Genomic DNA, 19,536 nt, shown 5'->3' with positions numbered 1-19,536 from the left:
CGGCAGGATTCTTTTTCCTACTTACTTATTAAAGACCGCAGCGGCCCACAGGCCTAGAGCCTGAAAGTAAAAAATAGTATCGAAATATTGGAGGAAAACTGATGAAACTTAAGCCGTTAGCAGACCGTGTACTGGTCAGACGCCTTGAAGTGGAAGAAAAAACCGTTGGCGGAATCATTATCCCCGACTCCGCAAAAGAAAAGCCCCTCAAAGGTGAAATCATCGCAGCAGGCCCCGGCAAGCTTGATGACAATGGCTCCAGAGTTACTCTGGGCGTAAAAGAAGGCGACGCTGTTCTTTTCGCTAAATACGCAGGGACTGAAATCAGCATCGAAGGTGTAGACTACCTGATCATGCGTGAAGACGACATCCTTGCTGTTGTCGAATAGTCAGACTGCTCCAGCAATCGCACTACGAACAACCCTAAGGCTGCATAATTGTATACATTTCTTTATCATAAGGAGATAACACCAAATGGCTAAACAGATTCTCTTCGACGCCAAAGCTCGTGAAAAACTGAAAATCGGCGTAGACAAACTCGCCAACGCTGTAAAAGTAACCCTCGGACCCAAAGGCCGTAACGTTGTTATGGACAAATCCTTCGGTTCCCCGGTCATCACCAAAGACGGTGTTTCCGTAGCCAAGGAAATCGAACTGGAAGACAAGTTCGAAAACATGGGCGCACAGATGGTTAAGGAAGTTGCTTCCAAAACCTCCGACATCGCAGGTGACGGTACCACCACCGCTACCATCCTTGCTCAGGCTGTTTTCACCGAAGGTGTTAAACTCGTTGCAGCAGGCCGTAACCCCATGGCTATCAAACGCGGTATCGACAAAGCTGTTGAAGCAATTATCGATCACCTCGAAACCCTTGCCAAACCCACCCGCGACCAGAAAGAAATCGCTCAGGTTGGTACCATCTCCGCAAACAACGATGTAACCATTGGTAACATCATTGCCGAAGCCATGAACAAGGTCGGTAAAGAAGGCGTTATCACCGTTGAAGAAGCAAAAGGCCTCGACACAACTCTTGATGTTGTTGAAGGTATGCAGTTCGACCGCGGTTACCTCTCCCCCTATTTCGTATCCAACGCAGAAAAAATGATCTGCGAAATGGATGAGCCCCTGATCCTGATCAGCGAAAAGAAAGTAACCAGCATGAAAGAACTCCTGCCCGTTCTCGAGCAGGTTGCTAAGATGGGCAAACCCCTGGTTATCATCGCTGAAGACATCGAAGGTGAAGCTCTGGCTACCCTCGTAGTTAACAAACTGCGCGGCACCCTCAACGTTGTTGCTGTTAAGGCTCCCGGTTTCGGTGACCGCCGCAAGGCAATGCTCGCAGACATCGCAGCACTCACCGGTGGCGCAGTTGTTTCCGACGACATCGGCCTCAACCTCGAAGCTGTTTCCCTCGAACACCTCGGTTCCGCAAAACGCGTTGTAATCGACAAGGAAAACACCACCATCGTAGACGGTGCAGGCGAAGGCGAACTGATCAAAGCCCGTATCGGCCAGATCCGCAACGAAATCGAACTTTCCACTTCCGACTACGACCGTGAGAAACTTCAGGAACGCCTCGCCAAGATCGTTGGCGGTGTAGCAGTTATCAACGTTGGTGCTGCAACTGAAACTGAAATGAAAGAAAAGAAAGCACGCGTGGAAGATGCACTCAACGCTACCCGCGCTGCTGTTGAAGAAGGTATCGTTCCCGGCGGTGGTACTGCACTCATCCGCTGCATCCCTGCTCTGGAAAACGTAACCTCCTCCGACGATGACGAATCCGCAGGTATCGACATCATCCGTCGCGCCATCGAAGAGCCCCTCCGCCAGATCGCTGGCAACGCAGGACTCGAAGGTTCCATCGTTGTTGAGAAAGTAAAAGAAGCAAAAGACGGTAACGGCTTCAACGCTGCTATCGGCGAATACGAAGACCTGATCAAGGCCGGTGTTATCGACCCCAAAAAGGTTACCCGTATCGCTATCCAGAACGCAGCTTCCGTTGCAGGCCTCCTGCTGACCACCGAATGCGCTATCGCTGAAAAGCCCCAGAAAGCAGCTGAAATGCCCGGCATGCCTGGCGGCATGGGCGGCATGGGCGGTATGGGTGGCATGGGCGGCATGGGTGGCATGGGCGGCATGTACTAAGCCAGCCTTTCCATCCGGATCACAAAGCCAATTAAAAATCCCCGGCAACCACAACGGTTACCGGGGATTTTTTGGTGCTCTCTATTTAGGAGGTAATGAGAACTATCTTTTCAACCCCGCAAACAGGGCTGCATTGTAGGAGGAACGCACAAGGGGCGCGCTGTACATATGCGGCACACCTTTCGCTATGCCGTAGCAGGCATATTCTTCAAAAACATCAGGATGGACATAGCGCAGCACTTCGGGATGCTTAAGTGAAGGTCGCATATACTGCCCGATAGTAACAATGTCACAACCGATGTTCGCAAGGTCATCTATTACCCCTTGCACTTCCTCATCATTTTCACCCAATCCGACCATTAACCCGGACTTGGCTATGGCTCCTGCCGACTTGACTCGCTTAATAAGCTCAAGACTCTGCTTGTAATCGGCCTGCGGGCGGATATCACTGTAATGAATAGGAGGAGTTTCCACATTGTGGTTGATGATATCCGGACGGGCTTCAATGACCAAATTCAATGCATCCTCATCGCCCTGAAAATCGGGGATAAGCACTTCAATGGAAGACTTCGGCAACTGTTCCCTAACCGCACGAATTGTAGCGGCAAAATGAGCGGCCCCGCCGTCATTGAGATCATCACGGGTAACGAAGGTAATTACCACGTGCTTGAGCCCAAGTCGTATGGCTGCTTCAGCTACCCGTGACGGTTCCGTGGGGTCTAGTGGCAGGATATCACCGCTCTCAATATTGCAGAATGCGCAGTTGCGGGTACAGGTGTCACCCATAATCAGGAATGTAGCCGTATGTTCAGAAAAACATTCAAACATATTCGGACACTTGGCACTCTGGCAGACAGTGTTCAGGCTAAGATCCTTAACCAGCTCCCGTGTGGCACTGTAAGTTTTGTTGCAGGGAATCTTGACCCGAAGCCACGGCGGAATGCGCAGATACGGCTTGGAAGGATCTTTAGAACACATGGCTTGCCTCCTGATATTTATAGAGCGGCCTGCAAAATAGCAGACCGCTCTTAGGTATAAGCTCCGTCTAAGGAGTGGATGTCCCGGGTATGGGGGCCGGGACAGGTGGCTTACTTAATTTTTTCTGCGTAATCTTCGTGATTCAGCAACTGGCTCTTATCTGCGTCAGCATCAAGTGTGATACGCAGCATCCAGCCGTCTTTGTACGGAGAAGTGTTTACATCTTCAGGAGCATCCTCAAGACCTTCGTTAATCTCTTCAACAGTGCCGGAAATGGGCATGTACAGGCTGCTCACAGCCTTAATGGATTCAACGGTACCGAACTCTTCACCGGCGTCGAAATGATCACCGGCGGAAGGCAGATCAACAAAAGCTACTTCGCCGAGCTGATCCTGAGCAAAGTCAGTGATACCGACAACAGCTGTGTTGTCATCATTGATGAGAACCCAAGTATGCTCGGGATGATAAAGGACTTCTGCGGGAAAAGTAAGTTCACTCATGATTATCTCCAAAAAGTTTATTGTTCTGAAAAGTTAATACCGGGATTAGCAACCGCGAAGCCAAGCTTCACAACACTCATAAAAACCTTCAGCAAGGGTCGGGTGGGCATGGATGGTATGGGCGACATCAGCAGCAGTAAACCCTTTCTTAATGGCCAGAGCGGCTTCGGCAATGAGGTCGGTAGCATGGGCTCCGGCAATATGAGCTCCAAGAATCTTTCCGCTCTCTTTTTCACAAATGATCTTGAACATACCTGCAAGTTCACCCATGGCCTGCGCCTTACCCAGTTCACGGAACTGAAATACCTGTGAACGGACTTCAATACCCTTGGAAATTGCTTCTTCCTCGGAAAGGCCGACAGTGCCGATCTCAGGGGAGGTAAAAATTCCGGAAGGAATTACAGAATAATCGAGAGCACGTTCTTTACCTAAACAGTTGTCCACCGCGCAAAGGCCCTCATGTGATGCAACATGAGCCAGCATAATCCGGGAAGGACCAAGAATATCACCGATAGCATAAATACCTTCAACGGAAGTCCGCATATTCAGGTCAGCTTTAATCCAACCGCGTCCATCTGTCTCAACCCCGGCTTCCGCCAGCTTAAGACCTTCAGTATTGGGAGTACGACCAACAGCAACCAGAACCACGTCGGCTTCAATGGTGGTATCATCACCTTTTGCGCCTTCAACAAAGGGAGAAGGTCCGAGTATGCACTGAACTTTGCCATCAACAACTTCAGCACTTTTCACTGTCTTAGCCAGCTGCACCTTAATACGGTGCTTCTTGGCTTCGCGCTGCAGAAGCTTACTCATATCCATATCAACAGAAGGAACGGGCAGAAGGCGATCCATGCCTTCCACAACAGTCACATCAGAACCGAAAGCACGGTAAATGAAGGCCAGTTCGCAACCGATAACCCCGCCGCCGACGATAACCATTTTCGCAGGCACATGGTCCAGATTAAGGGCATCATCGCTATTGATGATGTGCTTATGATCCACAGGCAGGGAAGGCAGGTCCAGAATACTTGAACCGGTAGCGATAATCACCTTATCACTTTTGATTTCCTCGGTACCTTCTGCTGTATGTACAAGGACAGTACGGTCTGCTGCCAGCTCTGCTGAACCACGCACAACACGGATATTCATAGAGGAACAAGTCTTTTCAAGACCGCCGCAAAGAACCTTGCGTACCCTTTCCTTACGGGCCACGACAGCTTCCATGTCAGCCTTGAATTCTACACCCTCAGCTCCACTCTCAACAGCGATACCGAATGCGTTAAGATTTCCTGCAGTCTCAAGGGCTTCAGCGGAAGATTTAATGGTCTTGGTAGGAATACAACCGGTATTCAGGCAGGTTCCGCCGATATCAGCTTTTTCAACCAGAGTAACCTCAGCTCCTCTGCGTGCAGCTTCAAAAGCAGCGATATGGCCGCCCGGACCTGATCCTATTATGATGATGGATGGCATGCTTAGCTCCTGTTTTGAAAAATCTTACAGTTCTTCGAGATGAAGATTGTAGGTCATGGGAAAAGCTTCATGAAGGGAGGCAGTAATCAGGCAGCCCTTACGCATGATCTTTTCAACACGATCAAATATAAATCCGTAATCTTCATCCATGTGTACGGTCACATCAAGGGTGATGCCGGTTACACGGGCACGCTTCTTATCATCGACACCGGTTTCAAGAGTAGCGGTTCCGGTAATGCGTTCGTACTCCGCACCACGGGTCTCCAATGCTTTGGCAAGAGAACCGCAAAAACAGTGCAGTGTAGAAGCTGCAAGAAGCTGCTTGGCAGTTCCGCCACGCTGATCAGCCGGAATCTCTGAGTAATCAATAGCGATTTCGCCGAGAACCTTGGAATTTGTATCAATAACCTGTTTATCGCCTGCGCGATCGTATGAAACAGTAAGTTGAGCCATCTATATTCTCCTTTGTGATTTTTCAGACAAACTTATTTCTCGCCCCCTAAGCTCCATTCATGCCAACCCCAATTAATCTAATATTTTCATAGATATAACCACACAGCAGCAGCTTTAACGACACAAATTGCTATTAAAATCACAAAAATTTACGACATGGATGTCGTATTGATTCAGCAAACAATCTATGCATTGCCTTAAATTCAACAACTTCATAAAAACGACAACTATGTCGTGCGACAACGTATAAACCCGGCAAGTTTCCTTATATCCCTGTAAAACCGGAAACTATACTGTCAAAGTATATTTTTCAGAAGCAACGACACATTTGTCGCTCAAACTCTTTTAGTAAAAATTTGCAAATAAAAAAGGCCGCGTAAGCGGCCTAGTAAAAAACTGGGAATAAAATAAATTAGCCTTAAAAATCAAGCTTGATTGCTTTGGAAGCTGCTGGCTTTTTAGCGGGAGCTTTTTTCTTTGCAGCTTTTTCTTTTTTACCAGCAGAGGAACTGCCGTCGAGGTTAAAAGACACACTCTCTTTGTTACTTTTGGCACCACCGCCCGAAGATTTAGCCTTCATATCACTGACGGTAGCTCCCGGAGTGTATCCACGCCCGAAAATCTTGGGACCCAACTTATCCGAGATCTTCTTAGCCTCACGGTTAAGGGGGTTGACCTTGAGAGCTGCGGCAGCCGCATCATAGGCTTCCGTATACATGCGCTTTCCTAAAAACAGTTTAGCCTGACGGATAAAAATGCTCTCATTGGCTCCAAACCGGCGAACAATATCCTTAATGACTTCAAGAGCCTTGTCCTGCTCAGTCATCATTTCATAAGCCAAGAGAAGCGAAATATAAGGCCTGCTATCCGATGGAGTCTTTTCAATCGCCCGCTCAAGATACTCTACGCCGTCAGCCGCAAAACCTGATTTAACAAGCCTGCTGCCAACATCCTGCAGCAACCCCCTTTCTTCTGGAAAAGCATCGGTAATTTTGCGGAAATATTTTTTGGCTTCCTTGACGTTCTTCTCCATTAAGAACTTCTGTCCGGCCAGTACAAATTTATCGATCTGATTTTTCTGTTTACGGACCTTCTCAACGGCAGCCTTTTCAAGTGCATTTTTGATGGTGTTATGAATCTTCATCAACATGGCAGCAAGTTTTTTCTCCTGCCCTTTGACATATTTCAAACCACGGGGAAGTACTCGTTTAAGCTCTTCCATGGCTAAAAGCTGTCGGAAAACTTCATCAATGAGAATACCTATTTCAAATTTCTCACGCCCGAAAACCTGACTTGATGCAAGCTCATCAAGGGAAAGGCTCAGCGCATGTAAACAACGCATGTAATCCTTACGCTGTCCGTAAGACTTTGCGCGGGCAATATTTTCTTTAATGCTCTTTGGCGAACTCATTCAGTAAAACTCCCTCTCGAACCATCATCAGCATAAAAAGCACATATCCGACAAACCTAGAAACTAATTTCTTTATTTTAATATATAATTGTTGACTCTATACCATTTATTGTCAAGTTCAGAGCTCTTTTTGAATATGGCAATAAATTAATCCATAGATGCCTGCATTGACGAGGTTAAGACCAAGAGGTAGTTATACGCCGTAACATGTTAATGCCCCGCGCCCCCAGCGTCATTCAATTTAAACAATCCAAAACCACCATATTTAAATGAACATCTACCTATTCATTATCATATTTTCCCTCGCCGGTGCCTGCCTGCTGGGCATATTTGCCCGCCAGCTCAACCGCAAGGCTCTCTCCCCCGAGCTTCCTGCTGAATTCAATACCACTTTTGATGCAGACGACTACCGTAAATCTCAAGATTACACCAAAGCAGGAATCGGCTTCGAAAACATCTCAAGTTCAATCAGTACGCTGATCACTATCCTGTTCATTGTCCTAGGCGGATTCAACACAGTAGACCTTTGGGCCAATGGTTTCGGCTACGGGGAGATTGTCACCGGGCTGATTTTCTATGCCGGATTAGCGATACTCAGCGACCTTGTATCCCTGCCATTTTCCCTCTACAGCACTTTTGTCATTGAAGAAAAATTCGGGTTCAACAAAACAACCCTCAAAACTTTTTTCATGGATAAACTTAAAGGCTATTTGATTGGCGGTATCATCGGCGGAGCAATTCTCGGTGGCGTTCTCCTTTTCTTCAATGCTGCCGGATCGCTTGCATGGCTCTGGTGTTGGCTTTTTACCGTGCTGGTCACCCTTGGTGTGCAGTACATTGCCCCCACATGGATTCTGCCCCTGTTCAACAAATTCACCCCGCTTGAAGATAGCGAACTGAAAGAAAAAATCGAACAATTCGCAGCTGAAAACGGATTTGAACTTTCCGGCATTTTCATGATTGACGGTTCCAAGCGTTCCACCAAAGCCAATGCATTCTTTACCGGATTCGGCAAAAAGAAGCGTATCGCCCTTTTCGATACCCTGATCAACAATCTTTCCGCCGATGAAATCGTAGCCGTGCTGGCCCATGAAATAGGGCACAGCAAGCTCGGACATGTCCGCAAAATGATGACCATGAGCATCATCAATACCGGAGTAATCTTCCTGCTCATGTCTTTTTTCCTCGGTAACAGGGAACTCTTTGCTGCGTTCGGCATGCAGAATATTTCCGTACATGCCGGCCTGATATTCTTTGCCCTGCTATACACACCCGTATCAATCGTGCTTTCCATCTTCAGCAATATCCGCTCCCGAAAGCACGAATTTGAAGCAGATGCTTTTGCTGCGGAAACCACCCACACCCCGAAAGCTCTCATCGAAGCACTTAAAAAGCTATCGGTAAGCAACCTCTCTAACCTCACACCGCATCCCTTTTACGTCTGGCTGGAGTATAGTCATCCTCCGGTGTTAAAGAGGATTGAGGCGCTTCGCGCATTTAATTAACTAGCATTTTGCCTTCGGCGACCCTGCCGGGGGCCTTAAACTTTTTTAATAAGGCTTCGCCTCTTTGTAAGGGACATTAGATATGTTGTTGCAGAATGAAAGAGAACTTGTTGTTGAATATGGGAAAAAAATGCTTGAATCCGGCCTGACAACCGGAACCGGCGGCAACCTGAGTGTTTATAACCGCGAACTGGGCTTGGTAGCTATCAGCCCCAGCGGTCTGGATTACCGTCTTTCCACTCCCGAAGATATTGTGGTTATCGATCTGGAAGGAAATATTAAAGATTCAGAACGCAAGCCTTCCAGTGAGTACGGTTTCCATACCATCCTGTACAAAAACAGGCCGGATGTTAATGCGGTGGTTCACACCCATTCAGTTTATGCCACCACCGTAGCCTGCCTGAATATGGAGCTTCCGGCAGTGCACTATCTGGTCGGTTTTGCGGGCAAAAAAGTTCCTCTCGCCCCCTACGCAACTTTCGGTACTCCTGAATTGGCAGAAAACGTGATCAGTACCATCGGTAACTACAATGCAGTACTGCTCGCCAATCACGGCCTGATCACTGTTGGAAGAACCCTCGGCAACGCCTTCGATGCTGCAGAGGAACTGGAACTGGTTGCCAGAATTTACATTCAGGCCCTTTCAGTAGGTAAACCTGTTATTGTCCCTGACGACGAAATGGACAAGGTTATCGATAAATTTTCGACCTACGGACAGGCCGGAGGCAAGGACTAATCATGGAAACAAGTCAGCTCAGCACAATTGTCGAGATAGCATTTCCCCTTTTCCTGATCATGGATCCGCTGGGAAACCTTCCGGTATGCCTGTCCATGCTCCGGGAGTACTCCCCCTCAAGACAACGCAGGATTTTGCTTAGGGAACTTATATTTGCGCTGGGAATCACTATCTTGTTCATGTATCTGGGCGCGGGACTCATGAAAATGCTCAACATCCACCAGTCCACATTACGTATAGCCGGTGGAGTAATCCTGTTCATCATTTCCATGAAGATGATTTTCCCGAAACCGGAAAACGCTGCCGATGACTCTGAAAAAGACCCGTTCATTGTGCCGATTGCGGTTCCGCTCTTCGCCGGGCCGTCCCTGCTGGCAGCAGTTATGGTTTACGGCTCAAAAGGCGATGCCGGGGTGAATGTACTTTCCGGTGTGCTGATTGCCTGGGCTATGAGCTTTATCATTATGATGACAGGACCTACCATGGCCCGGATACTGGGTAAAAGAGGACTCAAGGCCTGTGAAAGACTTATGGGTTTGATTCTTATCCTTTTATCCGTACAGATGCTGGAAGACGGGATTGCCTACTACATCACCAATGTTCTTTCGCGCTAAGTTCGACGGGAGCTAAAACTTCCCAGCTCTAGAAGACGTGCCAAGGCTTTTTCCAGCTCTTCTGTGCTTACAGGCTTTGCAATATAGTCATTCACGCCTAAATCCGACATCTTCTTAAAATCGCTTTCCCGCCCATAAGCGCTCATTACAATAATGGAAAGTTCACGAACTTGGGGCTTCCCATTTCTGATAAAAGAAATCGCATCAAACCCGTTCATTTCAGGCATTTGCAAATCCATAAGAATCAGATCGAACTCTTCATTCTCAATATGATTTAAAACTTCAACTCCTGTACTGGCAGTCCGAACTGAATGCCCCCAGCTCTCAAGCTTTTTGCGCATGAAAACCTGACTACTTATATCGTCTTCCGCTAGAATAATTCTCAGACTCTGTATTGGAACTAATTCCTGCTCAGCAGCTTTCTTTCCCGCAGGAACTTTTATCCTGAATCCCAACTCAGCAGTGCTCCCATCCTCAAAATACAATTCACCATCAAGAACTTTTGCATTTTGCTCAAGGCAATCGGAATAAGATCCACCACTTAAGACCGGAACACATCCGTCACCGGAGACATAAAACGTGAGAACCGAATAATTATCTACTGAAGGTACTAACTTTATGCCGGCGGTAATATCTGAATCAGGAAAAATATCCAGCCCACTATTTATTAGGCAAAACAACATCTGGCCAAGAACCTTACGGTTGCAGATGATGGCATCAGGCAAGTCCAACCCGATTGAAAGATTAATTTTTCTATTCTGAATGGATGCTGCCGGCAAAAAAAGATCCACGGACTTTTCGAGGATGGCCGCAGGATCCAACGATTCAAACTTTCGCGGATCATGTTTTCCCGAAAGGTCACTCAGCGAATTATTGACCACATCCTTGAACCTTTCAGCAGAAACCACACATTTATGGACATATTCCTTTGCTTCAGGAGCAAGATTCATCTGATCAAGGACGTGTAGACTACCGATAATTCCGGCCAATGGAGTTCGCATCTCATGACAAATAGCCTGCATCAAGATTTCGTCACCTTCGCCCTTTACAGTTTTAATATCCATATTTCTATTATCAATCCTACGGGCGCATCCAACTATGGCTTCCGGTTCGCCATTGTCATTGCGGATAAGAAAATGTCGAATATCAAGATGCAATCTCTCTCCCCGCGAATTAATAGCCGGAATCTGGATGGCAAACTCACTTCCACCGGCTGCAATATCTTGGACTCTTGCTAACAATTGATCCGCAATCTGTGGAGCAAGATAATCATAAATGCTTGTTCCGATACACATCTCGGGAGCAATTCCGGCAAACTCAGCAAATTTTTGACCAACCGTAATAAAAGTACCCTCAAGATCATGGAGGAACATTGTTCCAGGAGCACAATCTAAAGCAGCCTTCAGATAACGCTGCAATCTTGCCGACTCATCCCGATATCTTTCCTGCTCGGAAATATTACGAACAGTACCGGCAAATCCGCTGATATTGCCCTCAGGGCAATAGGTATGCTGCAAAACGTGGCATAGCCGGACCAGCTTTCCATCCGCAGCAGTCAGGTCCATCTCAAATCGATAAGCTCCGTTACCGGAAAAAATCTCCCCGCTGATACTTTCCAAACCTTTCTCTGAATGAAAATGTTGCAAAATCCTTGAAAGTTCAGCACCTCCTGCCCTCCCGAAAATATCTCGCGCAAGGTCACGGCAGGAATCATCACAGAACACTAGATCACCTTGCTCATCAGCAGTATAAAAGCAGATTCCGCTGTGTCTCAATATAGCGGCTGTTTGTTGAATCTGTTTAAGTTGTTCTTCAACATAGTATTTTTTTAACTTGTATACAGCTGTAGCCATCACTACCAGCCAACTGGCAAAGAGACTTAACTTCATCACCCAGTTTAAACCGGATAAAAAAAGTCCCGTGCTAAAAAGCAATACAGATGCACAACCACATAGTAAAACAAATCTTATATTCTTAGACATAACCATTCGAGATCTGCCTCATTCTTCATTAAAAAAATAGCCTAAACCAACAGGCCGCAATAACAAGATGAAGCATAGGTTTACTCATATTTTTAAAACATCACAACTAATGTCTCAATAATGTGATTCAAATCTTTTTTAGAAAATAGTCTTCTGCCTGATAAGCAGAAGATATCAAGGCTCAGACACACCTTGCATTATTATTGAGAAAACAGAACAAAGCCCGCTTCCAGTAACAGAAGCGGGCTTTAGCGTATTTTATTATTTTCGGGTAGATCAAACCACCACTCACAAAGATTACAAACTCAACGTCATTCCTTGATCGGAATTAATCTCCGATGCAATTTCAGGCGAGGAAGAATCCTGCTGTACATTCTTGAGCATGGCCAGCTCTTCGACAGACAGTATTTTGTTAATATCCAGAATGATAACAAATTCATCATCCTGCTTGCCCATCCCCCGAATGAACTCAGTCTTGATTGTGGTCCCCATTCTGGGCGGTTCTTCAATCATATTTTCGGTAAGCTCGATTACTTCCCGAACCGAATCAGCCAGCGCACCCATCACCGTACTTTCACCGTCAAAAGAAACCTCTACAATGATAATACATGTATTAATGGTATCCTCAGTCCGGCTCATACCGAATTTAAGGCGCATATCAACAACAGGGACGGCGTGCCCCCTCAAGTTGATCACTCCCCGCATAAACTTGGGTGTTCTGGGAATTCTGGTTATAGGCGTAAGTTCCAAAACTTCCCGTACACTGGCTATATCCAACGCATAAATGTCCTTGTTCAAGGTAAACGTCAGATACTGATTGGTCGTACTATTTATCTCAGCGTTCATTATTCCACCTACCTCAATTTGATCATCCCTGTATAAAAAACTACCAAATTGCTACAACTATATATCAAGCGAGCAAAAACAACCAGTGCTTATCAGAATTTTTCAAAATCATTGTCGGAAAATTCACTTCCCATGTCCAGAGACACACCACTGATTTTTTCTGTTTCGGGCTGGTGCTGTATTTTTGAGGTAGAAACTTCCCTGACCCGGGCCTCAGGAGCCGAAGCTTTATGGGCGGGATTAGAGCGCATCACAGTCCTTGCCGGAGGCAAAGCCTGCGCTCTGGTTCTAGGTTGGTTTCTGACCCTGAAGAAACTCATAACCTGCTGCAACTGTTCGGCCTGACTGGACAATTCTTCCGATGTCGAAGCCATTTCTTCAGAAGCCGAAGCATTCTGCTGAGTCACTTGATCAAGTTGCTGCACTGCCTTGTTGATCTGCTCCGCCCCGGAGAGCTGTTCACTGCTTCCAGCTGCAATCTCCTGCACAAGCTCTGCGGTTTTCTTGATATCAGGGACAAGCTGGGTCAACATTTGGCCGGCCTTTTCAGCCACACTTACAGTGCTTGAAGAAAGTTCACCGATCTCTCCAGCAGCAGCTCCGCTTCGCTCAGCAAGCTTACGAACTTCTGCAGCAACAACGGCAAACCCCTTGCCGTGTTCTCCGGCACGAGCAGCCTCAATTGCGGCATTCAATGCAAGGAGGTTGGTCTGACGGGCAATCTCCTCAATAATGGAGATCTTCTCAGCAATATTTTTCATGGCATCAACAGCTTTGGTAACAGCTTCTCCACCCTCTTCTGCCTGCTGAGATGATTGCAATGCTATCTGCTCAGTTTTATGAGCATTCTCTGCATTCTGCCTGATATTGGCAGTCATTTCTTCCATTGAAGCAGAAACTTCTTCAACGCTGGCTGCCTGCTCTGTTGAAGCCTGAGACAAACTCTCTGCTGTAGCTGAAAGTTCCTCACTGCCGGAAGCAACATTTTCCGAAGAAATGCCGACTTCACCAACAACCGCTGACAGCTTAACCACCATATCGTTTAAGGCAGCGGCCAGAATACCTATCTCGTCACGCTGATTAATATCCAGAGTTCTGGTAAAATCACCTTGAGCCATATGTTCAGCAAAAGATACTCCTTCGCGAATAGGGCCGGTAATTATGCGGGTCACAGTAATCGAAATTAATGCCCCGACAACCAGTGCCAGTGCCAGTCCGCCCAAAATCATAGAGAATGATGAAGTAATCACTTCGTGTGCAGACACCTGCTGCTCATCCATCAACATCTGACTAAGGCTTAGAGCCTCTGCTCCAACCTCTGCCATAGCCTTCAACTCTGTTCCTTGAAGATCAACTTTCTTGACTATGAAATTAAACCCGTCGAGGTATTCACGGGCGGCCCTTTCAAGGCCACTTACATCCAGATCAGAATTGGAGGCAACCCAGCTGTTCCCGCGAAAATTATCGCACTGGTTAATCACTGAATTCAACAAGGAACGGGTCTGCTTTGCATATTCATCCTTACCAGTGCGAAGATAGTTGGAAAAAGAAAAACGGCTGGTTATAAACTTTTTCTCCAAATCAGAGATGGTTGAATAAGCATCAAACAAACTGGCCATATCCAGACCGGCAACGGCTCCGCTCATACCCTGTTTCATAGCCTTGCTTGCGCGCGCCTCAATTCTGGATACCGCGGTATCGAGGTTACCAACGGCCGCCACACAATTACTTATGGCCTCATCTTTTTCATGCTGATACTGAGCATAGCGCTCAAAAATCTCACTATACTTTTTAGCCTTACCGGCAACGCCAGTAACATCCTTAAGTCCTTTACCTAAAAAAATATTTGTATTGGCGGAAATGTTCTTTTCTATTTCACCAATAGAATTGTTAAATTTCTCTTCATATTCAACAGTTCCCCGCAGGGTATAATAAAGAACCATCAATCTTGAGTTATACATATCAGCGACGGCCTTACTGACGACATCAGTTCGCTTGGATTCGTCTGCAACTTTAGACAATCCATACCAACCAACAATACCCACGACTACTGTCAGCAAAAGAACTACAACAAATCCCCCGCCAATTTTCCACCCGAGTCTCAAATTCTTAAACATCTGATGTCTCCTCTTTTCCAGATCCAACCATCTTTTAACTGCGATTTTAAAAATAACGTAACCGCTATTGCAATTTAACTATCGCATGCCCCTCAGTATATTCTGTTTACAGCACAAAATTGGCATATAAGTTACAATTTGCATTATATTCACGAAACAACATTAACCACAAGCACTACTTAGATAGATGTTCCTGAACAGCTGCAAGGACTGCATCAAGCTCCAAGTATACTTTAGGCATTAAACTTTTTGCTCTGTCCAAATCGCCTTTACGTGAAAACATCTCAATTTTCTCGGCAAGCAAAGCAATAGCAGTAGCTCTGATAGTTGCGGAAATTCCTTTCAATGCATGTGAATATTTTACAGCAAGCGCCTGATCACCATTTTTAACAGCTTCAGCTAAGGATTCGGTTCTTGCAGGAGCATCCACCATATATACTTTTAATATTTCACTCGCGAGTTCACGGTCACCACCTAGGTGACGATAGAAAGCCTGCTCATTAAAAACGACTTCAGACATGGACGCCCTCCGCTATAGTAATAATTCCCGACTTGCTTCTAGCATGTTCAAGACCAATTAACCAATTTATAAAACTGGGGAATTTCCAGCTCAATTTTGCGCTTAAAAAAACGGGTCTGACCGGCCATGTAAGCAAGTTCTTTTGCATTTTCCAACTCCCGAAGCCCCTCCTGAAGCCTGAAAACCTTTAAACTGGTGACAGCGACTTCAGCACTGATTCGCCAATCTTCAGGATAGTGAAGTGAGAGATGTGAGAGGAATCCAAGCCTGGTGGGTTCTCCTCCTTTAACTCCATTAAAAATCGAATCCAGTCTTCTGTAGATCTCTTTGTCTGATGGGTCCTTGTGAAGAGCTGCAAAAAAACAATCAGAAGCACATGATGGAATGTCTTTAACTTCATTGAAAGCGACACCGGAACGTATGCGCAACCCTTTTTTAAATGAAACATCACCCCAAAGCTTCAAAATGTGAACCTCATTTTCCGGCCTTACCACCGTGTCTGGTCGGGATGAAGCATGCACGGAATACCAAAAATGCTTTGCAACTTCCCACAGTCCCAGCTTTAGAGCACCGAGAGAAGCACTCATATTGAAATAACAATCGACAGAACTAAGGCTTTTATCAAGATAAGGACGGGCAATGCCCATGAACAAATCACTCATTCCTGATCTGGCAAAAATTCTCAGTAATGCAACGTCGCGCATTTCACTTCGGCCAAGGCCAAGAAATCTTTTCAGCAAATGATCCCAATCAACTTTGTAACCACCTGATTCACTCAACAAGAATTCACTCATACACAACAAGAGTTCAGCACGCTCTTCAGGAATACTTCGGACAGTTGTCTTTTGAGCAATGTCGCGGACAACAGCAGCTCGAGAGTCAGGTCGATGATCTTTTAAAACACGGGCGTAGGCAGCCATGCCAAATGAGCCGCTAAGAGATGGATCCTTCTCAAAACGATCAATGATGTCCTTCAATTCAAGGACATCATTATAGACCGCAATTTCTTTTCCAATTTCAAACAATTCCCCTAGCCCGCCGCCGACGTCAGGAGTGACAACAGCACACCCGCATGACGCAGCCTCAAATAAACGAAAATTAACTTCACCGAAAAGAGCTTCATTAGGAGCAATTCTGGTATTCCTGTATAGCTCCATCATTTGCTGATAATTCAAGTTATCTTCAAAATTTAAATTGTAATGGGACTTTAAAAAATCAACAAACCAAAGACGGGACCGTCTATGAGAAGAAACCCGACCTACAAAGCTTAAATCATGTTCCCGCCTACTATGCGGAATAATTCCCCCTCCAGCAATTCCAACCCCTGAGAGATTGCCCAGCCAAGGCAACCATTCCACCCTGGTCTCACACAGCTTGCGGAGCTCTGGGATATATTTTTTCTGCGTAGTCAACAGGCAATCAAAAAGGTCAGCATAGTATCTATGCCAGAAAAAATTCATATGAGTATCAATTGACCAAAATATTTTAACGCAATTTAACTTATGAAGACCGTTTAAAAATAACCGCCTTCCTAATGATTCCTGTTGTAAAATTAAGTCCGGGTCAAATTGACGGGCGTTAAGCATGGCAGGAAGATCAAGAGTTCCTTCCTGTACATAAACCTGATCAACTTCAAAACCCATTTCAACGAAAGCTTTTACGAGCGAAGGAGTGCAATTAATTAAAAAAAGTTTTTGCATGTGGAAGATATACGCTAAGCATATGCATCTTGAAAAGATAAAACCGGCTTGAGTCTTTCTACTGTGGCTAAGACAGCCTAAACAGAAGTTGAGTTTCAAAATCAGTACAGCAATATAAACGTAGTCACAAGTAAAATTTTCCATCTTTCCAACTACAGCTTCACATGAAACAAGCCGCAGCTTCCAGATGGAAGCTGCGGCTTAGTTGCTCTAAGTGCAAGCAATACTGCCCGCGCCTTTCATCTTGGCCGCTTGCAGTAATCTCTCCGCACCGGAGATCATTTCTTCTAATGATTCAGAACTACTGGTATTAACACCAATTGAAACTGTAACCTTGATTTTATACTCGCCAATATCGAATGTCTCCTTTGCGATATTAGCTGCCAAATCCTTGAATACGGACTCAACATAATCAAGTTTCATATCTGCACATAAAATGCAGAAAGAATCACCGCCGTAACGACTGACGACATCGCCCTTTCTGAAACGGTTACGAAGAATTTCAGCTACAAACCTGATTACTTCATCGCCAACCAACTGACCATAAGTTTCATTGCAAGCCTTAATGTTATCAATATCAATCATTACAGCAACCAATGAGGCCTCAGAACGTTTCTGCTGAGCAAATAACTTTTCACCATACTTAAAGAGAGCACCACGGCTAAACACATCTGTCAGTACATCATTGTCAGAAATTCGCTTAATTGTCTTAACGTACTCAGCACTGTCGAGAGTGTTGTTCACCCGGCAGTAAAATTCCTCAGGTTCAAAGGGCTGCCTGATAAAATCATTTGCTCCACTCTTTAAAAATTCTGCCGATGATCCTGACCCTCCCTCGCGGGAAAAGCCAATTATGGGAAGATCTGCTTTCGAATGAGTTTTGCGTATTTCTTTAATAGTAGCAGGCCCATCCATTACAGATATTTGATCTCCGGTTATTATGAGATGAACATCTCCATTATTCACAAGCTCCAGCGCCTCATTTCCATTTGAAGCTTCAAGGACCTGAAAATTATTAACCAGCAACAAATCACGGAAAAGAGCGCGGGTGTCATTTAAGTCATCCACGATAACTGCTTTTCTAGAAATATTCTTTCTTAGTCTGTCAACAAGGCTCACGACATGCTGAATGTCATCAAAATTTACTTTCTGGACATAATCAACAATCCGCTTGGTCCACATTGTGGAGCGCAGCTCCTCACTTATTTCACCCGTAAAGACAATCGACGGAATATTATATGATACAACTAAATCGGTAATCTCCCCATTTGGAGCATCAGGTAGGACAATATCAAGAAGGGCCACAAAAAATTCTTCGCTGCTGTGTTCAAGGTGTTCCAGCACTAGCATAGTCGCTAAATAGCATTATCTCGACGTTCAATTTTGCAAGTATGCTTCTTTTTAAAATACCAGCAAAAGTAATGCTGTCTTCGACAATTAAAACTTTACTAGGACGGGTAACCCCGGATGATTTACTCTCTTGGGACATATTCGCCTCAATATTTTTTTTGAAAGCCAATTGTGCTGAGGTGCTCTAGCCAACTAATCCATGGAGGAATACCTTAATATTAACACAAAAGGGCAATTCCATTCTAGAACATTTATTAATGCCCTGAATCAGAACAGTCAATTAACGGTAATAACAAGTTGAAAGTAGATTGGAAGACAATATCGACATTAACACTGCGCAAACAAAAGACCAGACATATTATATTACTCACAGTTATACACATTAGCGTTAATTATATTCAGCTGATAGCCAGACATTCCGAACATACTGCGCAGCTAAATTCTAACGTCTATAGGATTATGCCTTTCCTTCTTCTCCCCCTCACAAAACCACCCCCGCCCCCTCAAGTAAGATAACACTCGAAAACAACCATCCCCCAAAACAAGTAAAGCCCCCTTGAGTTAACAAGGGGGCTTCGAAATAAAAAAGCTTGCGGCGACCTACTTTCCCACTAGCTACCTAGCAGTATCATCGGCGAAGGAGAGCTTAACTTCCGAGTTCGGAATGGGGTCGGGTGTGACCTCTCCTCAATGGCCGCAAGCAAATTTAGCTTGCTTTTGAGCAAAAATATATGGTTGAAATAGAGAAGATTAACCTTAACTATTTAAAGTTAAGGGAAGAGAAGAAAAATAAGTCGCACGATTTATTAGTACTGGTCAGCTGAATGCATCACTGCACTTACACCTCCAGCCTATCAACCAGGTGGTCTACCTGGAATCTTTAGATGCTAAAGCATAGGGATAACTAATCTTGAGGCAGGCTTCCCGCTTAGATGCTTTCAGCGGTTATCCCTTCCGAACTTAGCTACCCTGCAATGCCACTGGCGTGACAACAGGAACACCATAGGTTCGTCCACCCCGGTCCTCTCGTACTAGGGACAGACCCTCTTCAATTATCCTACGCCCACGGTAGATAGGGACCAAACTGTCTCACGACGTTTTAAACCCAGCTCGCGTACCACTTTAATCGGCGAACAGCCGAACCCTTGGGACCTGCTTCAGCCCCAGGATGTGATGAGCCGACATCGAGGTGCCAAACCGCATCGTCGA

16 protein-coding genes and 2 rRNA genes (1 of these 18 running past the window's edge) are annotated in these 19,536 nt (G+C 45.6%); 5 read left to right on the top strand and 13 right to left on the bottom strand.

The annotated features are described in order from the left end of the window. The first annotated feature begins 101 nt into the window (after positions 1 to 101). A complete protein-coding gene (gene groES, locus ACKU40_RS00280) occupies positions 102 to 389 on the top strand; it encodes a co-chaperone GroES (protein WP_320174545.1) in 288 nt (95 codons plus the stop codon). An 85-nt stretch (positions 390 to 474) separates the two neighbouring features. Next, positions 475 to 2,145 carry a chaperonin GroEL gene (groL, locus tag ACKU40_RS00275; protein WP_320174544.1) on the top strand — a complete coding sequence of 557 codons (1,671 nt, stop codon included), beginning with the start codon at positions 475 to 477 and terminating at the stop codon, positions 2,143 to 2,145. Between the two features lie 102 nt (positions 2,146 to 2,247). Here groL and lipA read toward each other — a convergent pair whose 3' ends face one another. From lipA to ACKU40_RS00250, 5 genes are all read right to left on the bottom strand, one after another. Continuing rightward, on the bottom strand, positions 2,248 to 3,123 hold the full coding sequence (lipA, locus tag ACKU40_RS00270) for a lipoyl synthase (RefSeq protein ID WP_320174543.1): 876 nt from the start codon (positions 3,121 to 3,123) through the stop codon (positions 2,248 to 2,250). A 110-nt stretch (positions 3,124 to 3,233) separates the two neighbouring features. Further along, positions 3,234 to 3,623, bottom strand: coding sequence for a glycine cleavage system protein GcvH (gene gcvH / locus ACKU40_RS00265; protein ID WP_320174542.1), 390 nt, complete (start codon positions 3,621 to 3,623; stop codon positions 3,234 to 3,236). Positions 3,624 to 3,668: 45 nt separating this feature from the next. Then, positions 3,669 to 5,093 carry a dihydrolipoyl dehydrogenase gene (gene lpdA / locus ACKU40_RS00260; RefSeq protein WP_320174541.1) on the bottom strand — a complete coding sequence of 475 codons (1,425 nt, stop codon included), beginning with the start codon at positions 5,091 to 5,093 and terminating at the stop codon, positions 3,669 to 3,671. Positions 5,094 to 5,117: 24 nt separating this feature from the next. Then, on the bottom strand, positions 5,118 to 5,546 hold the full coding sequence (locus tag ACKU40_RS00255; RefSeq protein ID WP_320174540.1) for an OsmC family protein: 429 nt from the start codon (positions 5,544 to 5,546) through the stop codon (positions 5,118 to 5,120). A 418-nt stretch (positions 5,547 to 5,964) separates the two neighbouring features. Continuing rightward, positions 5,965 to 6,957, bottom strand: coding sequence for a hypothetical protein (locus ACKU40_RS00250; protein ID WP_320174539.1), 993 nt, complete (start codon positions 6,955 to 6,957; stop codon positions 5,965 to 5,967). A 269-nt stretch (positions 6,958 to 7,226) separates the two neighbouring features. Between ACKU40_RS00250 and ACKU40_RS00245 the strand changes: the two genes are divergently transcribed. The 3 genes from ACKU40_RS00245 to ACKU40_RS00235 all read left to right on the top strand — a co-directional run bounded on the left by ACKU40_RS00245 (position 7,227) and on the right by ACKU40_RS00235 (position 9,812). Next, on the top strand, positions 7,227 to 8,462 hold the full coding sequence (locus ACKU40_RS00245; protein WP_320174538.1) for a M48 family metallopeptidase: 1,236 nt from the start codon (positions 7,227 to 7,229) through the stop codon (positions 8,460 to 8,462). Positions 8,463 to 8,544: 82 nt separating this feature from the next. Then, entirely contained in the window at positions 8,545 to 9,198 is a 654-nt protein-coding gene (locus ACKU40_RS00240) for an L-fuculose-phosphate aldolase (protein WP_320174537.1), read from the top strand. A 2-nt stretch (positions 9,199 to 9,200) separates the two neighbouring features. After that, complete coding sequence (locus ACKU40_RS00235) at positions 9,201 to 9,812, top strand: MarC family protein (protein WP_320174536.1); 612 nt, start codon at positions 9,201 to 9,203, stop codon at positions 9,810 to 9,812. Here ACKU40_RS00235 and ACKU40_RS00230 read toward each other — a convergent pair. The 8 genes from ACKU40_RS00230 to ACKU40_RS00195 all read right to left on the bottom strand — a co-directional run. Beyond that, positions 9,809 to 11,794 (bottom strand): response regulator, encoded by a 1,986-nt coding sequence (locus ACKU40_RS00230; protein ID WP_320174535.1) that lies wholly within the window; start codon positions 11,792 to 11,794, stop codon positions 9,809 to 9,811. The two genes, ACKU40_RS00235 and ACKU40_RS00230, sit on opposite strands and share 4 nt — an antisense overlap. 297 nt (positions 11,795 to 12,091) lie before the next feature. Next, positions 12,092 to 12,640, bottom strand: coding sequence for a chemotaxis protein CheW (locus ACKU40_RS00225; RefSeq protein WP_320174534.1), 549 nt, complete (start codon positions 12,638 to 12,640; stop codon positions 12,092 to 12,094). A 92-nt stretch (positions 12,641 to 12,732) separates the two neighbouring features. After that, the gene (locus tag ACKU40_RS00220; RefSeq protein ID WP_320174533.1) at positions 12,733 to 14,757 is read right to left on the bottom strand and encodes a methyl-accepting chemotaxis protein; all 2,025 of its coding nucleotides are present in this window, start codon (positions 14,755 to 14,757) and stop codon (positions 12,733 to 12,735) included. A 175-nt stretch (positions 14,758 to 14,932) separates the two neighbouring features. After that, a complete protein-coding gene (locus ACKU40_RS00215) occupies positions 14,933 to 15,277 on the bottom strand; it encodes an Hpt domain-containing protein (RefSeq protein ID WP_320174532.1) in 345 nt (114 codons plus the stop codon). Positions 15,278 to 15,324: 47 nt separating this feature from the next. Next, a complete protein-coding gene (locus ACKU40_RS00210; RefSeq protein ID WP_320174531.1) occupies positions 15,325 to 17,121 on the bottom strand; it encodes a glycosyltransferase in 1,797 nt (598 codons plus the stop codon). A 66-nt stretch (positions 17,122 to 17,187) separates the two neighbouring features. Next, positions 17,188 to 18,321 carry a diguanylate cyclase gene (locus ACKU40_RS00205; RefSeq protein ID WP_320174530.1) on the bottom strand — a complete coding sequence of 378 codons (1,134 nt, stop codon included), beginning with the start codon at positions 18,319 to 18,321 and terminating at the stop codon, positions 17,188 to 17,190. 593 nt (positions 18,322 to 18,914) lie between these two features. Continuing rightward, positions 18,915 to 19,029: ribosomal RNA gene (rrf, locus tag ACKU40_RS00200) — 5S ribosomal RNA — on the bottom strand. Positions 19,030 to 19,112: 83 nt separating this feature from the next. Beyond that, positions 19,113 to 19,536: ribosomal RNA gene (locus ACKU40_RS00195) — 23S ribosomal RNA — on the bottom strand; it runs 2,512 nt beyond the window's last position.

Source organism: Maridesulfovibrio sp., from assembly GCF_963666665.1.
In the GTDB taxonomy this organism is placed as follows: Bacteria; Desulfobacterota; Desulfovibrionia; order Desulfovibrionales; family Desulfovibrionaceae; genus Maridesulfovibrio.
The sequence above is the reverse complement of the archived record's forward strand: the minus strand, read 5'-3'. Positions and strand labels throughout refer to the sequence as shown.

Bases quoted from the DNA above. Each gene is read 5' to 3' on its own strand.
- groES (WP_320174545.1), top strand. From the start codon at position 102: ATGAAACTTAAGCCGTTAGCAGACCGTGTACTGGTCAGACGCCTTGAA.
- groL (WP_320174544.1), top strand. From the start codon at position 475: ATGGCTAAACAGATTCTCTTCGACGCCAAAGCTCGTGAAAAACTGAAA.
- lipA (WP_320174543.1), bottom strand. From the start codon at position 3,123: ATGTGTTCTAAAGATCCTTCCAAGCCGTATCTGCGCATTCCGCCGTGG.
- gcvH (WP_320174542.1), bottom strand. From the start codon at position 3,623: ATGAGTGAACTTACTTTTCCCGCAGAAGTCCTTTATCATCCCGAGCAT.
- lpdA (WP_320174541.1), bottom strand. From the start codon at position 5,093: ATGCCATCCATCATCATAATAGGATCAGGTCCGGGCGGCCATATCGCT.
- ACKU40_RS00255 (WP_320174540.1), bottom strand. From the start codon at position 5,546: ATGGCTCAACTTACTGTTTCATACGATCGCGCAGGCGATAAACAGGTT.
- ACKU40_RS00250 (WP_320174539.1), bottom strand. From the start codon at position 6,957: ATGAGTTCGCCAAAGAGCATTAAAGAAAATATTGCCCGCGCAAAGTCT.
- ACKU40_RS00245 (WP_320174538.1), top strand. From the start codon at position 7,227: ATGAACATCTACCTATTCATTATCATATTTTCCCTCGCCGGTGCCTGC.
- ACKU40_RS00240 (WP_320174537.1), top strand. From the start codon at position 8,545: ATGTTGTTGCAGAATGAAAGAGAACTTGTTGTTGAATATGGGAAAAAA.
- ACKU40_RS00235 (WP_320174536.1), top strand. From the start codon at position 9,201: ATGGAAACAAGTCAGCTCAGCACAATTGTCGAGATAGCATTTCCCCTT.
- ACKU40_RS00230 (WP_320174535.1), bottom strand. From the start codon at position 11,794: ATGTCTAAGAATATAAGATTTGTTTTACTATGTGGTTGTGCATCTGTA.
- ACKU40_RS00225 (WP_320174534.1), bottom strand. From the start codon at position 12,640: ATGAACGCTGAGATAAATAGTACGACCAATCAGTATCTGACGTTTACC.
- ACKU40_RS00220 (WP_320174533.1), bottom strand. From the start codon at position 14,757: ATGTTTAAGAATTTGAGACTCGGGTGGAAAATTGGCGGGGGATTTGTT.
- ACKU40_RS00215 (WP_320174532.1), bottom strand. From the start codon at position 15,277: ATGTCTGAAGTCGTTTTTAATGAGCAGGCTTTCTATCGTCACCTAGGT.
- ACKU40_RS00210 (WP_320174531.1), bottom strand. From the start codon at position 17,121: ATGGAAAATTTTACTTGTGACTACGTTTATATTGCTGTACTGATTTTG.